Annotated in this window: 14 protein-coding genes, 1 rRNA gene and 1 riboswitch; of the genes, 3 read left to right on the plus strand and 12 right to left on the minus strand. The window is 68.7% G+C overall.

Going from position 1 to position 15472, the window contains the following annotated elements; translation table 11 throughout:
- Positions 1-126 precede the first annotated feature (126 nt).
- Together B072_RS0124125 and B072_RS0124130 are read left to right on the plus strand one after the other, a co-directional pair.
- Positions 127-714, plus strand: coding sequence for a hypothetical protein (locus B072_RS0124125; RefSeq protein WP_018532556.1), 588 nt, complete (start codon positions 127-129; stop codon positions 712-714).
- 401 nt (positions 715-1115) lie between these two features.
- The gene (locus tag B072_RS0124130) at positions 1116-1316 is read left to right on the plus strand and encodes a DUF5999 family protein (RefSeq protein WP_026246233.1); all 201 of its coding nucleotides are present in this window, start codon (positions 1116-1118) and stop codon (positions 1314-1316) included.
- A 74-nt stretch (positions 1317-1390) separates the two neighbouring features.
- On the opposite strand, the gene gcvP is transcribed toward B072_RS0124130, so the two are convergent.
- Positions 1391-4279 carry an aminomethyl-transferring glycine dehydrogenase gene (gcvP, locus tag B072_RS0124135; protein ID WP_018532558.1) on the minus strand — a complete coding sequence of 963 codons (2889 nt, stop codon included), beginning with the start codon at positions 4277-4279 and terminating at the stop codon, positions 1391-1393.
- A gap of 182 nt (positions 4280-4461) precedes the next feature.
- A riboswitch (glycine riboswitch) is annotated at positions 4462-4557 on the minus strand.
- Positions 4558-4671: 114 nt separating this feature from the next.
- On the opposite strand from gcvP, the gene B072_RS0124140 reads away from it, so the two are divergent.
- Positions 4672-5046, plus strand: a complete 375-nt coding sequence (locus B072_RS0124140; RefSeq protein WP_018532559.1) for a PRC-barrel domain-containing protein — start codon at positions 4672-4674, stop codon at positions 5044-5046.
- A gap of 46 nt (positions 5047-5092) precedes the next feature.
- Here the strand turns inward: B072_RS0124140 and B072_RS0124145 are convergent, their stop codons facing one another.
- The 11 genes from B072_RS0124145 to rrf all read right to left on the minus strand — a co-directional run bounded on the left by B072_RS0124145 (position 5093) and on the right by rrf (position 15378).
- Positions 5093-6448 (minus strand): DNA polymerase IV, encoded by a 1356-nt coding sequence (locus B072_RS0124145; protein WP_018532560.1) that lies wholly within the window; start codon positions 6446-6448, stop codon positions 5093-5095.
- A gap of 46 nt (positions 6449-6494) precedes the next feature.
- Positions 6495-7115, minus strand: a complete 621-nt coding sequence (locus tag B072_RS0124150) for a MerR family transcriptional regulator (protein WP_018532561.1) — start codon at positions 7113-7115, stop codon at positions 6495-6497.
- 206 nt (positions 7116-7321) lie between these two features.
- Entirely contained in the window at positions 7322-7795 is a 474-nt protein-coding gene (locus B072_RS0124155; RefSeq protein ID WP_005475662.1) for a bifunctional nuclease family protein, read from the minus strand.
- 86 nt (positions 7796-7881) lie between these two features.
- The gene (locus B072_RS0124160) at positions 7882-8616 is read right to left on the minus strand and encodes a MerR family transcriptional regulator (protein WP_018532562.1); all 735 of its coding nucleotides are present in this window, start codon (positions 8614-8616) and stop codon (positions 7882-7884) included.
- Between the two features lie 27 nt (positions 8617-8643).
- Complete coding sequence (locus tag B072_RS46765; RefSeq protein WP_078506563.1) at positions 8644-9582, minus strand: FHA domain-containing protein; 939 nt, start codon at positions 9580-9582, stop codon at positions 8644-8646.
- An 82-nt stretch (positions 9583-9664) separates the two neighbouring features.
- Positions 9665-10567, minus strand: coding sequence for a DUF881 domain-containing protein (locus B072_RS0124170; protein ID WP_018532564.1), 903 nt, complete (start codon positions 10565-10567; stop codon positions 9665-9667).
- Between the two features lie 5 nt (positions 10568-10572).
- Positions 10573-10905: a small basic family protein gene (locus B072_RS0124175; protein ID WP_008749169.1), complete on the minus strand. Its 333-nt coding sequence runs from the start codon at positions 10903-10905 to the stop codon at positions 10573-10575.
- Positions 10902-11807 carry a DUF881 domain-containing protein gene (locus B072_RS0124180; protein WP_086020396.1) on the minus strand — a complete coding sequence of 302 codons (906 nt, stop codon included), beginning with the start codon at positions 11805-11807 and terminating at the stop codon, positions 10902-10904. Before B072_RS0124180 ends, B072_RS0124175 begins: the two co-directional genes overlap by 4 nt.
- A gap of 90 nt (positions 11808-11897) precedes the next feature.
- On the minus strand, positions 11898-14393 hold the full coding sequence (locus tag B072_RS0124185; RefSeq protein ID WP_018532566.1) for a mannose-1-phosphate guanyltransferase: 2496 nt from the start codon (positions 14391-14393) through the stop codon (positions 11898-11900).
- 114 nt (positions 14394-14507) lie between these two features.
- Complete coding sequence (locus tag B072_RS0124190; protein ID WP_018532567.1) at positions 14508-15116, minus strand: CDP-alcohol phosphatidyltransferase family protein; 609 nt, start codon at positions 15114-15116, stop codon at positions 14508-14510.
- Between the two features lie 145 nt (positions 15117-15261).
- Positions 15262-15378, minus strand: a 5S ribosomal RNA gene (gene rrf / locus B072_RS0124195).
- Positions 15379-15472: the final 94 nt, after the last annotated feature.

Genomic DNA, 15472 nt, shown 5'->3' on the forward strand with positions numbered 1-15472 from the left:
GGCCCCGCCCCCTCTGGCCCGTCGCGCATCCCTTGTGTACTCACGTGCCCCCGCAGCAGACAGCGCCGTCCGCTCGTCCCGCATCGCCCCAGCACCACGTGCCTGTCGAATGAGAGGCGACCCACCATGCCGCTGCATGTCCCTCCGGCCCCCGCGCCCGCCCTGCGCACCGTCCTCACGGCCCTCGGTTCCCCCACCGCCGTCCGCGAGGCCCGCACCCCGTCACTGCGTGCCGCCCAAGGGCCGGCAAGCCCCGAACTCCCTTTGCCCGTCCACGTGTTGGACCACATCACCGAGACCACCGGCCCCTCCCGCGCCCGGCTCACCGGCTGGCGCTTCCTGATCCGCTGCGGGGAACGCGCGGTGGCGGCCGCCGACACGATGCTCACTCCCGACGGCTGGGCCTTCTCGCACTTCTTCGAGGGCCCCTACGTCGCGTCCACCGAGCGCGCCCTGCGCCAGGCGGAAACCCTGACCAAGCCCTACCAGCCCCGTCTGCTCTCGGTACCCGAGCTCTACATGCTCACCCTGTGGCTGCACGGCGACTGCACCGCCGACGCCGCGACCGGGCACCCGGAGGCCGACGACATCCTGGTACCGCTCGCGCCGGCCCCGCCCGGCATCGCGGCCCACCGGCCGCACCGCGTGGCCGAACTGCTGCCGGTCCTCACCCACCGCCTGACGCCCGCCAGGGCGACCACCCTGCTCGCCTGACGCGACCGGACCCGAAAACGACCGCACCACCGCACCACCGCGAAAAAGACCTGTGCCCCGCACCGTCCGCCGTCCGGTCGCGGGGCACAGCCCTGTCCGTACGCGCGATACAAGGTGCTCGATACACACTCATCCCGACCGGACTAGCCCCATCCGGTCACCCCGAACCACCCGAAGGGACAGTGCAGTTGAACTGAACCGTCCGCACGGGTGACGCGTCTCCATCCTGTGAGGACCGCTGCTACGAAATCCCTGCGGATTGACGCCCACAGGGCAACACTGGGTTCCGGACCGACTGAAAACGGGGGGCGGCCATGAACGAGTCTTCAAGCCGCAGCGCAGACAGCACGGACAGCGACGCCACCGTCATCGACATCACTACGCAGCGAAAGATCCCACCCATGTGCCAGCACCAGCCTTCGTGCCCGACAGCAGAGTCCGCGGACCGGGAGGCCGCGTTCCCTGTGGCCCATCATCCGGAGCAGGGCTGGAGCCTCCTGTGCAATGGAGTCCTGCTCTTCGAGGACACCGGCGAACTGCTGCCCAACGGCACGATCATCGCCCCGCACCGCCCACTGGGCGCAGTGGTCACGGCGGCCTAGCAGCGCCCGTCAGGGGCGCGGGGAACTGCGCGACCGGCCGCAACGAACCGGCGGCCGCGCAGCCACCCCAACCCTCACGCCTCGTAGGCGTCCAGAGGCGGGCAGGAACACACCAGGTTCCGGTCGCCGAAAGCCTGGTCGATCCGCCGCACCGGCGGCCAGTACTTGTCAGCAGGCACCACCCCGGCCGGGAAGACACCTTCTTCCCGGCTGTACGCGTGCTCCCAGCCCGCACCGAGCATCCCGGCCGTGTGCGGAGCGTTCCGCAGCGGGTTGTCCTCGGCGGGCCACTCACCGGAAGCGACCCGCTCGATCTCGCCCCGAATGGCGATCATCGCGTCGCAGAACCGGTCCAGCTCCCCGATGTCCTCGCTCTCGGTCGGCTCGATCATCAGCGTCCCGGCCACGGGGAACGACATGGTCGGCGCGTGGAACCCGTAGTCGATGAGCCGCTTGGCGATGTCGTCGACGCTCACACCGGTCGACTTGCTGAGCGGCCGCAGGTCGATGATGCACTCGTGCGCGACCAGCCCGCCCGGGCCCGTGTACAGCACCGGGTAGTGCGGCTCGAGCCGCTTGGCGATGTAGTTGGCGGAGAGCACGGCCACCTGCGTCGCCCGCTTCAGCCCCTCGCCACCCATGAGACGTACGTACGCCCACGAGATCGGCAGGATCCCGGCGGAGCCCCACGGCGCCGCGGAGATCGGACCCACACCCGTCTCGGGCCCGGCGCCCGGCTGCAGCGGGTGGTTCGGCAGGTACGGCGCGAGGTGCTCGCGCACCCCGACCGGACCGACACCGGGACCGCCGCCGCCGTGCGGGATGCAGAAGGTCTTGTGCAGGTTCAGGTGCGAGACGTCGCCGCCGAAGTGGCCCGGCTTGGCAAGCCCCACAAGGGCGTTGAGGTTGGCACCGTCGACGTACACCTGGCCACCCGCGTCGTGCACCGCACCACAGATGTCGGCGACGTGCTCCTCGAACACACCGTGCGTCGACGGGTACGTGATCATGAGCACGGACAACTGGTCGGCGTACTGCTCGATCTTGGCGCGCAGATCCTCGACGTCGATCTCACCGTCGTCGGCGGTCTTGACGACGACGACCTTCATCCCGGCCATCACGGCGCTGGCGGCGTTGGTCCCGTGCGCCGACGACGGGATGAGACACACGGTCCGCTGCTCGTCGCCGTTGGCCCGGTGGTACCCGCGCACCGCCAGCAGACCGGCCAGCTCGCCCTGCGACCCGGCGTTCGGCTGCAGCGACACCTTGTCGTACCCGGTGACCTCGGCGAGGCGCTCCTCCAGCTCGCGGATGAGCGTGAGGTAGCCCTGCGCCTGCTCGGCCGGCGCGAAGGGGTGCAGCTGGCCGAACTCGGGCCAGGTGACCGGCTCCATCTCCGTCGTCGCGTTGAGCTTCATCGTGCAGGACCCCAGCGGGATCATGCCGCGGTCGAGCGCGTAGTCACGATCGGCGAGCCTGCGCAGGTACCGGAGCATCGCGGTCTCGGACCGGTACTGGTGGAACACCGGGTGGGTCAGGTACTCGTCGTCGCGCAGCAGCGTGCCCGGCAGCGCCTCCGCCACCTCGGCGTCCAGCGCGTCGAGGTCGGCGTCCGGAACCCCGAACGCACCCCATACGACGCCCAGTTGGGCCCGCGTGGTCGTCTCGTCGCAGGCGATCGACACATGGTCGGCGTCGACGAACCGCAGATTGACCCCACCCTGGCGGGCGGCGGACACCGCGTCGGCGGCCTTGCCCGGCACCCGCACGGTCAGCGTGTCGAAGTAGGCCTGGTGCACGACCTCGACACCGCCCGCCGTCAGACCCGCGGCGAGCAGGTTGGCGTACCGGTGGGTGCGCCGGGCGATGGACCTGAGTCCGTCGGGCCCGTGGTAGACGGCGTACATGCCGGCCATCACCGCGAGCAGCACCTGTGCGGTGCAGATGTTGCTGGTCGCCTTCTCGCGACGGATGTGCTGCTCCCGCGTCTGCAGGGCGAGGCGGTACGCCTTGTTCCCGTCGGCGTCCACCGAGACACCCACGAGCCGGCCCGGCAGCGACCGCGCGAACTTCTCGCGCACGGCCATGTAACCGGCGTGCGGGCCACCGAAGCCCATCGGCACACCGAACCGCTGCGTCGTACCGACGGCGATGTCCGCGCCGAGCTCACCGGGCGAGGTCAGCAGCGTGAGGGCAAGAAGATCAGCGGCGACCGTGACGATGGCGCCCAGCTCGTGGGCCTGCTCGATGACGGGCTTGATGTCCCGTACGGCGCCGGAGGCCCCCGGGTACTGCACGAGCACGCCGACCACGCCACGCTCGGCGACCTCGGCCGGAATCCCGTCGCTCAGCTCGGCGACGACGATCTCCACACCGGTCGGCTCGGCACGCGTCTCGATGACGGCGACGGTCTGCGGCAGCGCGTCGGCGTCCACCACGTACACGCCGTTCTTGACCTTGCCGATGCGCCGCGAAAGGGCCATCGCCTCGGCGGCGGCCGTGCCCTCGTCGAGCAGTGAGGCGCCCGAGGTCGGCAGCCCGGTCAGCTCGGCGACCATCGTCTGGAAGTTGAGCAGCGCCTCGAGCCGGCCCTGCGAGATCTCCGGCTGGTACGGCGTGTAGGCCGTGTACCAGGACGGGTTCTCCATCACGTTGCGCAGGATGACGGGCGGCGTGAAGGTCCCGTAGTACCCGAGCCCGATCATGGAGCCGAGCACCTGGTTGCGGTCGGCGAGGGAGCGGAGCTCGGCCAGCACCTCGGCCTCGGTACGCGCACCCGGCAGATCCAGGGCGTCGGCGCTCTTGATCACATCCGGCACCGCGGCCGCCGTCAGCTCGTCGAGCGAGCCGTAGCCGACCTGCGCGAGCATCTTGGCCTGGGCCTCGTCGTCGGGACCGATATGGCGCTGCTCGAAGGGGATTCCCTGCTCCAGCTGGGAGAGCGGAATACGGTGGACGGTCATTGCGGAGGCCTCCTGGTCATTGCGACCTGCGAGGGGCACCACGGCGCGGGTGCCCGGACGGCCTCCCCCTCTGTCATCTCAACCTGAGAGCTTCACCGGCCGCCCGCAGGATCACGGAACACACCGGCTTTCACCGTCGGTGAGAGCGGAAACCTGCACCCCGCCCTGCTTTCCAGAGTGACCTCGTCCGTGCGGTACAGGGGCCTGAGAGATTCCGGGGAGGAGTTGCTCCTTCGGCGCCTCCGACTACCGTCGGAGGACTCTCCCGCACAGGGTCAGCAGCCACTCGCCAGCCTACCAGCGGCGACTCGGCCCGAACCCTCGAGTGGCCGCCTTCCCCAATGTGCTCTTTCGTAGTGTTTACAGACGAGTTGCGATCATCAGGAGGGCTCGTGCAGACCGATGTCGATCCACGCAATCTGATCGGCCGCAAGGCGTTCGACCGCAACGGAACAAAGATCGGCACGGTCGACGAGGTCTACCTCGACGACGCCACGGGCGTTCCGGAATGGGCGGCGATACGCACGGGCCTGTTCAGCCGTGACGCCTTCGTCCCCCTGGAGCCGAGCGACCTGGTCGACGGCACCCTTCACATCCCCTTCGACCGCGCCCTGATCAAGGACGCCCCCGACTTCGGCGTGGGCCGCCATCTCTCCCCCGAGCAGGAACTCCAGCTGTACCACCACTACGGCCTGGACGTGACGGCCCCGCAGTCCCCCGACATGACCTTCGGCCACATCGCGGGCGCGGAGGAGGATCCGACCTAGGGAGCGTCGCGGCCGGGGGCACGGGCTGTGTCGATCTGCCGATGCCTCAGCGCACCGGCACCTCGACCAGCGGCAAAGGATCAGCGGGCTCCAGCAGCGGATCGTCCACGGCGAACGTCCGCACCCGCCCCGGCGAAGTCGAGTACGGCGTCTCGAACCGCACCGTCACCCGCCCGAGCCCGCTTCCCTGGACCCACCCGGCCCCGAATTCGGCATGCCGGACATCGTGCCCGGCCATCCACTTCCGCTCGACGGGCTCGGCGACGACGTCCTCGACCGGCGCCACCACGTCCTCGGCCTCCTCCACCGCGGCGGCCTCCTCGGAAGCCGCCGCGGCCTGGGCGAAGAGGTCCTCCTGAGTGAAGTCGGCGAGCCCGCTCACACCGACCCCCAGCAGCCGCACGCCCCCGGTGGTGTCCACGCCCTCCAGGAGCCGCGCGGCGGCCTCCCGCACCACTCCCGGGTCGTCGGTCGGCCCGCGCAGCGTCTCGGACCGCGTCAGGGTCGAGAAGTCGTACCGCCGCACCTTGAGCACCACGGTCCGCCCGGATCTGCCTGCCGCCCGCAGCCGCTCCACACACCGGTCGGCGAGCCGCTGAACCTCCGTCCGGACCCGCACCCGGTCGTGGATGTCCACGTCGTAGGTGTCCTCGACCGACACGGACTTGGAGTCCCGCTCGGCCACGACGGGCCGCTCGTCCCGCGCCAGCGCCATCGCGTACAGATGCGTCCCGTGCGCCTTGCCCAACAGCCGCACGAGCTCGTCCTCGCCCGCCTCGGCGATCTCCTCCACGGTCTGGATCCCGGCCCGCCGCAGATGGTCCCCGGTGGCCGGCCCGACCCCCGGCAGGATCCGTACGGACTTCGGCCCGAGCATCGCCCGCTCGGTCCCCGGCGGTATCAGCAGCAGACCGTCCGGCTTGGCCTCCTCCGAGGCGATCTTCGCGAGCATCTTGGAGACGGCGATCCCCACGGACCCGGTCAATCCGGTCACCCGCCGAATGTCGGCCCTCAGCCGCAGCCCCACGGCCTCCGCGGAAGGCGCGTCCCAAGCCGTCTCACCGGCCTCCAGATCGACGAACGCCTCGTCCAGGCTCAGGGGCTCCACCAGCGGCGAAAGCTCCCGCAGCAGACCCATCACCTGATCGCTGACCTCGCGGTACAGCCGGAACCGGGGCACGAGGTACGCGGCATTGGGCGCGAGCCGCCGCGCCTGCCCCATCGGCATGGCCGAGTGCACCCCGAACCGCCGCGCCTCGTACGACGCCGTGGCCACGACGCCACGCGGCCCGAGCCCGCCGACGACGACCGCTTTCCCGCGCAGGCTGGGCTTCGCCGCCTGCTCGGCAGAGGCGTAGAAGGCATCCATGTCGAGATGCAGGATCGTCGGCGCGGCTCTCACGTCTCCGATGCTGCCCTACGCCACTGACAACGCGGCCGCACGCCAGTCACACGGCCCGGTTGCGCCGCCTCGCGAGCTCGTCCGCCGGGTTGTTCCTGACGATGGTCTCGCCGGTGTCCACCCGCTCCCCGTGCAACTGCGACAGGGCGCTCTCCACGTCCCGCCAGACGACGCCCACGGCGATCCCGAAGATCCCCTGCCCGCCCTGCAGCAGATCGTGCACCTCGTCCGGCGACGTGCACTCGTACACCGTCGCGCCGTCGCTCATCAGCGTCATGCGCTCCAGGTCCCTGAAGCCCCGCTCCCGCAGATGCTGCACCGCGGTCCGGATGTTCTGCAGGGAGACGCCCGTGTCCAGGAACCGCTTCACGACCTTCAGGACGACGACGTCCCGGAAGCTGTACAGACGCTGGGTCCCCGACCCGTACGCGGCGCGCACGCTGGGTTCCACAAGGCCGGTTCTGGCCCAGTAGTCGAGCTGCCGATAGGTGATTCCGGCCGCCGCGCACGCGGTCGGTCCCCGGTATCCGAGCTGCTCGGACGTCGCGTCGCCGTCCGCCTGTGCCGCCGCAGGCACTGCCTGCGGACGCTGCGGAGTGTGATCGGCCGCGCTGCCGTGAAACGAGTACGGACCGCCCGTCGCCGTACCGTCGCCGCTGCTTCTCACGCCGACCTCCTCGTATGACCTGCCTTCTCGACGGTAGGCAGTCACCGGAGGTGCGTCAACGAACGCCACACTCGCCACGCCGAGTGATAATCACCCTAAGAGTGGTTTCCCGTATCCCACCGCGGGGAAAGGCTAGCCGAATGCGCCGAGGCGGCCGCCCTCGGGCGACCGCCTCTGTTCAGAACCGTCGGGCCACTATCTCCCGGTCACTGACTGTTCGTCCCGAAATCTTCGGGCGAGATCTGGTCGAGGAACTCGCGGAACTTCTCCACCTCGTCCTCCTGCTCGTCCGGGATCGCGATCCCGGCGTCGTCCAGGACCCCGTCACTGCCGAAGATCGGCGTTCCGGTCCGCAGCGCGAGCGCTATGGCGTCGGACGGGCGGGCGCTGACCTCGACGCCGCTCGCGAACACCAGCTCCGCGTAGAAGACGCCTTCCCGCAGGTCCGTGATGCGTACTTCCGTCAGCTCCTGTCCGACCGCCTCCAGCACGTCCTTGAAGAGGTCGTGCGTCAGCGGACGCGCGGGGGCCATGCCCTGCTGAGCGAAGGCGATGGCCGTCGCCTCCCCCGGTCCGATCCAGATGGGGAGGTAGCGGTCGCCTCCCACTTCACGCAGGAGCACGATCGGTTGGTTGGAGGGCATTTCGACCCGGACACCTACGACGTCGAGCTCGTTCACACAGCAACCCTAGGACGTGCCCGGCCGGTTTGGGTAGTCGGGCATGCGCCGCATGCCGGGACAGCGGCGCCCACCCGTCCCTGCGATCAGGGCAGACGCACGCCGAGAGCGGTCTGCACAAGTGCCCCGTGCAGGCGCACCGTGAGGCCCGCCAGCTCCGTGGCACGTGCCTGCGCGTGCGCCCTGGTCTGCGGATTGCGGTGCACCTTCAACGGTGCCACGACGGAGTCCACGAGGCCGGCCTCACGGTCCGCGGCGGCCCGCATGACACGCAGGTGCCGCGGCTCGATCCCGAACCGGCCCAGTTCGCCGACGAGCTCGGCGACGAGCACGGCCGCCGCGTCGTACCCCCCGTCCGGCAACGGGCCGATGAGCCCGTACGACTCCCACTCGGCGAGCTCCGCCTCGTCGATCCCGGCCGCGGCGAGCAGTTCGTCCCGGCCCACCCGGGCAGCGGTCGGAGCGTCACCGCTCTCGTCCACCGCGGCGTCGCCGGGCCGCCCCGGCGCGGGAACGGGCAGGGACTCGCCCCGCTCCAGGGCGTCGAGCTGTTCCTTGATGACCTTCAGCGGCAGGTAGTGGTCCCGCTGCATCCGCAGGACGTGGGCGAGTCGCTCGACGTCGTCCGGGCTGAACTTGCGGTAGCCCGAGGGCGTCCGCTGCGGCTCGATGAGCCCCTCCGACTCCAGGAACCGAATCTTGGAGATCGTGACTTCGGGGAACTCGTCGCGCAGCATGTTCAGCACGGTGCCGATGCTCATCAGCCGACTGTCCGCAGTGGCGATGCCGCTGCCGGCACCGCCCCTCGGTGTGTGAAGCATGGACCTTCCTGACGGTTCGCTGGTGGGTCAGATACCTCGCTGGCTCGCGTAGAAGACCAGCCGGTACTTGCCGATCTGCACCTCGTCGCCGTTGTTCAGCGTCACCGAGTCGATGCGCTCACGGTTCACGTACGTGCCGTTGAGGCTGCCGACGTCGGAGACGGTGAACGAGCCGTCCTGCAGGCGGCGGAACTCCACGTGGCGGCGCGACACGGTCACGTCGTCCAGGAAGATGTCGCTCTGCGGGTGGCGACCGGCCGTGGTCAGCTCGCCGTCCAGGAGGAAGCGGCTGCCCGAGTTCGGGCCGCGCCGCACCACCAGGAGCGCCGAGCCCAGCGGCAGCGCGTCCACCGCGGCCTGCGCCTCGGGCGACAGGGTGGGCAGCTGCGTCTGGCCGGTGGCCTCGGGGTCGTAGGACTCAAGACCGGAGATGGAGATCGTGGAGGTGGTCTCCGACGGCCCCTCGGCCGCCGCTCCGCCACGCAGCGGCGCACCGCAGTTGGAGCAGAACCGGCTGTTCTCGCCGTTCCGGTTCCCGCACCTCTGACACACCAGAGCCGACATGGACGGATCCTCCTGCCGCGGCTGCCCCGCGGGGGCTTGGGACGCATACGGGCCGGGGCCAAACCCTCCACCCGTACTTGAGGTTGACGGTTCTCCGAAACCTATGCGGCCGGAACCGGCGGGGTCAACAGACGACGCGCCCTGTCCGCCCGAATTGTCACCAACCTCGTCCCGGAACAGCGGGCGCTCGCCCACCTGCGTCTCCGGCACGTCTCCCTGGCGCGGCGCACGATGACGGTTGTCCTCACGTGCACTCTTGCCGAACAACTTCGCAAACAACTTCACGGGCGATTCCCCTTGACCGAAACAGACCCGCCCGTGGGGCAGGACGAACCCAGACTGCACACATCGGCGTACGTCACGAACACGGACATCCTCACAACGTCCGTATCCGCCAAACAGTTTCCACCACGCACCCCGCCTACGGTGCGCCGACCCCCCGCAACCTCATGCCCTCGCACAACATCCCCCATGCGCACTCACCTCACTGAGAGGACGACCGAGCGTAATCAGGCCGTTGCGCCGCTCGCAAGGCGTCCACAACGATCTTCTCCGAACGGCTTACGCCCACTGTGGCCTGCTCCTTCTCCAGCGTCTGCACGACACCTCCCGGAATGTTGAGGGCCGGTTCGAGGTCCTGCGGCTTGCCGATGACCTTGAAGGTGTACGGCTGACTGATCTTGTGTCCATCCACGCTGACCCCCTTCCCTCCGGTTCCGTCCGTCAGGTACGTGTTGGCCACCACGCGGACACCGTTCACCTGGATCGCCTCGGCGCCGGCCGCCCGCAACTCCTGGATCGCGTCGAGCAGCATGTCCGCCTCGACAGCCCCCTTCGGGTCCGTGACCGTCATCGTGATCCCGGGGCCCTGCGCGGCCACGGTGCCCGCCAGAATGCCGAGTTGACGTTCCTTCTCGACCGTCTGCTTGCGGGCCTCCTCAGCCTGGTCCGAGCTGTTCTCCAGCTCGGTCCGCTGATCTTCGAGACCTTGCTTCTCGTCCTCTAGACGCTGAGTACGGTCGTCGAGTTCATCGAGGATGCGTACGAGATCTTCTTGCCGCGCACCGCGCAGAGCCGTGTTGTCGCTGTTGGACCGCACCTGGATGGCCAGCCCGAGGCCCAGCACGAACAACAGCACGGCAACGGTGAGTTGGGCACGGGACACGCGCGGCGGCCACAGCCCCTTCACCAACCGCTGACGCCCGGTCAGCTGAGGTGCGGCCGCGGGCTCCGCCTCGGACGTTCCCGCCATGGGCGCGACCTCGGCCGGCAACTCCTTGCGCAGCCGATGTTGCGCCGCCTCGGCACTCTCACGGCTCTCGGGGGTCGCGTCGTTCGCCGCGTTCGCCGCGTTCGCCGCGTTCGCCGCGTTCTCATCGGGGGTCATCGGCCTCACGCCCGGAACACATGCCGCCGAATGGCTGCGGCGTTGGAGAAGATGCGGATGCCGAGCACGACCACGACTCCGGTAGACAACTGCGCGCCGACGCCCAGCTTGTCGCCCAGGAAGACGATCAGCGCGGCCACGACGACGTTCGACAGGAACGACACGACGAACACCTTGTCGTCGAAGATCCCGTCCAGCATGGCGCGCAGCCCGCCGAACACCGCGTCCAGCGCGGCGACCACGGCGATCGGAAGGTAAGGCTCGACCACCGCCGGAACCTCGGGCCGGACGAACAACCCGACCACGACTCCCACGACGAGGCCCAGTACGGCGATCACGATGTGCCCTTCTGCTCTGCTCTCGGCTGTGCTGTACGTACGATCACGCTGGGTGCGGCGGGGATCCTGACGTCGTCCTGCGCCGAAATGCTGTTCCGGATCCCGAAGTTCTCCTTCAGGGCGTGCAGATACAGCCCGTCGGAACTGTTCTGGAACCGGGTGCTCAGGCGTTGCCCGTCCCCCACCGCGAGCACCGTGTACGGCGGCACCAGCGGCTTGTTGTCGACCAGTATCGCGTCCCCCGCGGCCCGGATGGCGGAGAGGGCGGTAAGCCGCTGTCCGTTGATGCTGACGGCTTCGGCACCGGACTGCCAGAGCCCGTTGACGACCCGCTGCATGTCCCGGTCGCGCACCCGCCCGGTGTCGGAGAAGTCCGCGCTCTCCCGCGGTCCGCCGCCCCCGCCCGTCTCCGCCGACTTGGCATCGTCGACGACGAGCTTGACGCCCGGTCCGTGCACGGCGACGGCCCCCGACAGGATCCCCACCAACTCGCCCTGGTCACCGCCGTGTTTCTTCAGCGCCTCGCGCTGCATGTTCCCCACGTCGGTGCGCAGCGAGTCGACCTGGCCCTCCAGCTTGTCGGCGGACGCGGTCTCCTGGTCGATACGGTCGATCAGCTCTTCGCGCTCCTTGGCCACGACCGGTGCCGCGATGCGGGCCTGTGCCGCGCCCACGGTGACGACGAGCGCGGCCAGCACGAGTCCCGCCGCGAGCCCCAGCTTCGCCCGCAGCGTCTTCGGCAGCCCGCTCTGCCCCTGTGCCTGCTTCCGGGCGGCGGCTTCCGCGTACCCGTCGTCCAGGCTGTGGTCCATCACATTGGTCAGCAGCGACATGGACGCATCGGGGCGCGCAGGGCGCTTGGGGGTGCTCCGAACGGGGGGCTGCTGCGGCATGCCGCACATCGTCGCACGTCGCCGCCGCTACCTCCGAATGGCCCCACCGGCAGGCCGGTCAGCGCCCGACGAGAGCACCGACCGGCCGTGCAGCCGGGCTCAGCGACCGGCGCTGTCCACGACGGCCGCCCACTCGTCGAGCAGCTGCTGGGCGGAGGCGTCGTCGGGACCCTCGGCCCACAGATGGGTGACGGCCTCGGCCGGGTCGGGCAGCACCATGACCCAGCGCCCGTCGCTCTCGACGACCCGCACCCCGTCGGTGGTGTCCACGGACCGGTCACCGGCCTCTTCGACCACGCGCCGCATGACCAGCCCCTTGACGGCCCACGGGGTCGCCAGGTCGCGCTTGATCACATGGGCCCGCGGGATCCGGGCATCGATCTGGCTCAGCGTGAGCTGGGTCCGCGCGACCAGTCCGATGAGCCGCACGAAGGCCGCGGCACCGTCGAACACGCTGCTGAACTCGGGCACGATGAAGCCACCGCGCCCGTCACCACCGAAGATGGTCCCGTCCTCGCGCCCCACCCGCGTGAGATCGTCCGGCGACGTCGTCGTCCACTCCACCTGGGTCCCGTGGTACGCGGCGACCTGCTCACCGATCCGGGTGGTCGTCACGGGCAGGGCGACCCGCCCGCTCCGCCGCTCGGCGGCGACGAGATCGAGCATCACCAGGAGGGCACGGTCGTCCTCGATGATCCGCCCCTTCTCGTCGACGAGCGAGAGCCGCTCACCGACCGGGTCGAACCGGACTCCGAAGTCGGCCCGCGCCGACGCGACGATCTCCCCGAGTCGCACGAGTCCGGACCGCCGAGCGTCCGCGGTCTCGGTGGGCCGCGCCTCGTCGAGTCCCGGGTTGATGGTCAGCGCATCGACCCCGAGCCGTCCCAGCAGGCTGGGCAGTACGAGCCCGGCACTGCCGTTGGATGCGTCGACGACGACCTTCAGCCCGGCGTCGGCGATTCCCGTCGTATCGACGTTCCTGAGCAACGACCCCGTGTACGAGTCGAAGACGCTGGACGGGAAGTGCAGATCCCCGATCTCTCCGGGGAACGCTCGCCGATACTCCTGCCGCGCGTACACACGGTCGAGCTTGCGCTGACTCCCTTGCGACAGATCGGCGCCACGCTCGTCGAAGAACATGATGTCGACGGAGTCCGGCACCCCCGGCGTCGTACGGATCATGATCCCGCCGGCACTGCCCCTGGCCGTCTGCTGCCGGGCCACGGGCAACGGCACGTTCTCCAGGTCCCGTACGTCGATGGCGCTGGCCTGCAGCGCGGAGATGACCGCCCGCTTCAGGGCACGCGCACCACGTGAGTGATCACGGGCGGTCGTGACGGTCGACCCCTTCTTCAGGGTCGTCGCGTACGCCCCGGCCAGCCGCACCGCGAGTTCCGGCGTGATCTCGACGTTCAGGATGCCGGAGACGCCGCGAGCCCCGAAGAGATGGGCCTGGCCACGGGACTCCCAGATCACCGACGTATTGACGAAGGCACCGGCCTCGACCGTCTTGAACGGGTAGACCCGCACATTGCCCTGGACGATCGATTCCTCACCGACGAGGCACTCGTCGCCGATGACGGCACCGTCCTCGATCCGCGCGGCACGCATGATGTCGGTGTTCTTCCCGACCACGCATCCACGCAGATTGCTCTGCTCCCCGATGTACACGTTGTCGTGGACCACGGCCTTGTGCAGAAAGGCCCCGCTCTTCACGACGACGTTCGATCCGACGACCGTGTGTTCGCGGATCTCCACATCGGCTTCGACCTTGGCGTAGTCGCCGATGTACAGCGGTCCGCGCAGCACGGCGTCGGGGTGCACTTCGGCACCCTCGGCGACCCAGACCCCGGGCGAGATCTCGAACCCGTCGAGCTCGACGTCGACCTTCCCCTCGAGCACGTCGGCCTGGGCCTTCACATAGCTCTCGTGGGTACCGACGTCTTCCCAGTAGCCCTCGGCCACGTACCCGTAGACGGGCTTGCCTTCCTTCATCAGCTGCGGGAAGACATCACCGGACCAGTCCACTGGCACATCGGCTTCTACGTAGTCGAAGACCTCGGGCTCCATGACGTAGATGCCCGTGTTGACGGTGTCGGAGAAGACCTGGCCCCACGTCGGCTTCTCGAGGAACCGCTCGACCTTGCCTTCTTCGTCGACAATGGTGATGCCGAATTCCAGGGGATTGGGCACACGCGTCAGGCATACCGTGACGAGCGCGCCCTTCTCCTTGTGAAAATTGATGAGTTCGGTGAGGTCGAAATCGGTCAGTGCATCACCGGAGATCACGAGGAACGCGTCATCCTTCAGCGCCTCCTCCGCGTTCTTCACGCTGCCGGCGGTGCCGAGTGGCTTCTCCTCATTGGCATAGGTGAGCTCCATCCCGAGCTCTTCGCCGTCACCGAAGTAATTCTTGACGAGCGAAGCCAGGAACTGCACGGTGACCACGGTTTCGCTGAGCCCATGCCGCTTGAGCAGCCTCAGCACGTGCTCCATGATCGGCCGATTGGCCACGGGCAGGAGTGGCTTGGGCATACTCGAGGTCATGGGACGAAGGCGTGTGCCTTCGCCTCCGGCCATCACGACGGCCTTCATGTCGGAAGCGTCCTCCTTGAAGAGACGACGGTCCAGCCGACTTCGCCCGTCCTGAGTCACCCACCGCTGTCACAGCGCGGGCGATCTGGCCTCAGCCAACGCGCAATGGCGGGCTCAATCGGCCGTGGAGTCCGCCTTGACAAGGCGGCGGACCTGAACCACGTAGAGGATCCCTGCCCACCAATACAGCGTTGTACCCCATCCTGCGAACGCCCATCCGAAAATAGCAGCGAGTTCGTGGATCCAGCCACTTCCGTCGCTGAGCAGCAACAAGGGGAAGGCATACATCAGGTTGAAGGTGGCCGCCTTGCCCAGGAAGTTCACCTGGGGCGGCGGATAGCCGTGCCGCCTGAGGATCCCCACCATCACCAGAAGGACCAGTTCTCGCGCCAGCAGTACCGCGGTCAACCAAATGGGAAGGATCTCGCGCCAGGTCAATCCGACCAAGGTGGACAAAATGTAGAGCCGGTCGGCAGCTGGGTCGAGCAGCCGGCCGAGGCTGCTGATCTGATTCCAGCGACGTGCGAGCTTCCCGTCGAGATAGTCACTGACACCGCTCAGCGCGAGCACGAGCAGCGCCCATCCATCACTCTTGGGACCGCCGAACTCCGGCCTGAGGATCAGCCACAGGAACAGGGGTACGCCGACGAGCCGCGCCATGCTGAGGATGTTCGGGATGGTGAGGACCCGGTCTGTCTGGACACGGGTCTCCTGGACCTCCACCCGGGGGCCTCCTGGGTAAATAAGCCAACGATGCCCCCTGACTTTACCCTCAGCCCCGGCCGGCGGGAGCGAGGGGGCCCCGTCATGCTCGCCTGAACGCAGAAAACCCCCGTGCTGAAAAGCACGGGGGTTTCCCATAAAATTTGTTCGGCGGCGTCCTACTCTCCCACAGGGTCCCCCCTGCAGTACCATCGGCGCTGTAAGGCTTAGCTTCCGGGTTCGGAATGTAACCGGGCGTTTCCCTCACGCTATGACCACCGAAACACTATGAAACTGTCAACCGGAGTCGTGGCCCATGACTACGACGGTTGTTCGTGGTTTCAGAACCAACACAGTGGACGCGAGCAACTGAGGAC

Origin of the sequence: Streptomyces sp. HmicA12, from assembly GCF_000373565.1 — a bacterium.
GTDB lineage: Bacteria > Actinomycetota > Actinomycetes > Streptomycetales > Streptomycetaceae > Streptomyces.

Excerpts from the sequence above, each read along its gene's own strand:
- B072_RS0124125 (WP_018532556.1), top strand. The coding sequence starts at position 127 with ATGCCGCTGCATGTCCCTCCGGCCCCCGCGCCCGCCCTGCGCACCGTC.
- B072_RS0124130 (WP_026246233.1), top strand. The coding sequence starts at position 1,116 with ATGTGCCAGCACCAGCCTTCGTGCCCGACAGCAGAGTCCGCGGACCGG.
- gcvP (WP_018532558.1), bottom strand. The coding sequence starts at position 4,279 with ATGACCGTCCACCGTATTCCGCTCTCCCAGCTGGAGCAGGGAATCCCC.
- B072_RS0124160 (WP_018532562.1), bottom strand. The coding sequence starts at position 8,616 with ATGCTTCACACACCGAGGGGCGGTGCCGGCAGCGGCATCGCCACTGCG.
- B072_RS0124170 (WP_018532564.1), bottom strand. The coding sequence starts at position 10,567 with ATGACCCCCGATGAGAACGCGGCGAACGCGGCGAACGCGGCGAACGCG.
- B072_RS0124180 (WP_086020396.1), bottom strand. The coding sequence starts at position 11,807 with ATGTGCGGCATGCCGCAGCAGCCCCCCGTTCGGAGCACCCCCAAGCGC.
- B072_RS0124185 (WP_018532566.1), bottom strand. The coding sequence starts at position 14,393 with ATGAAGGCCGTCGTGATGGCCGGAGGCGAAGGCACACGCCTTCGTCCC.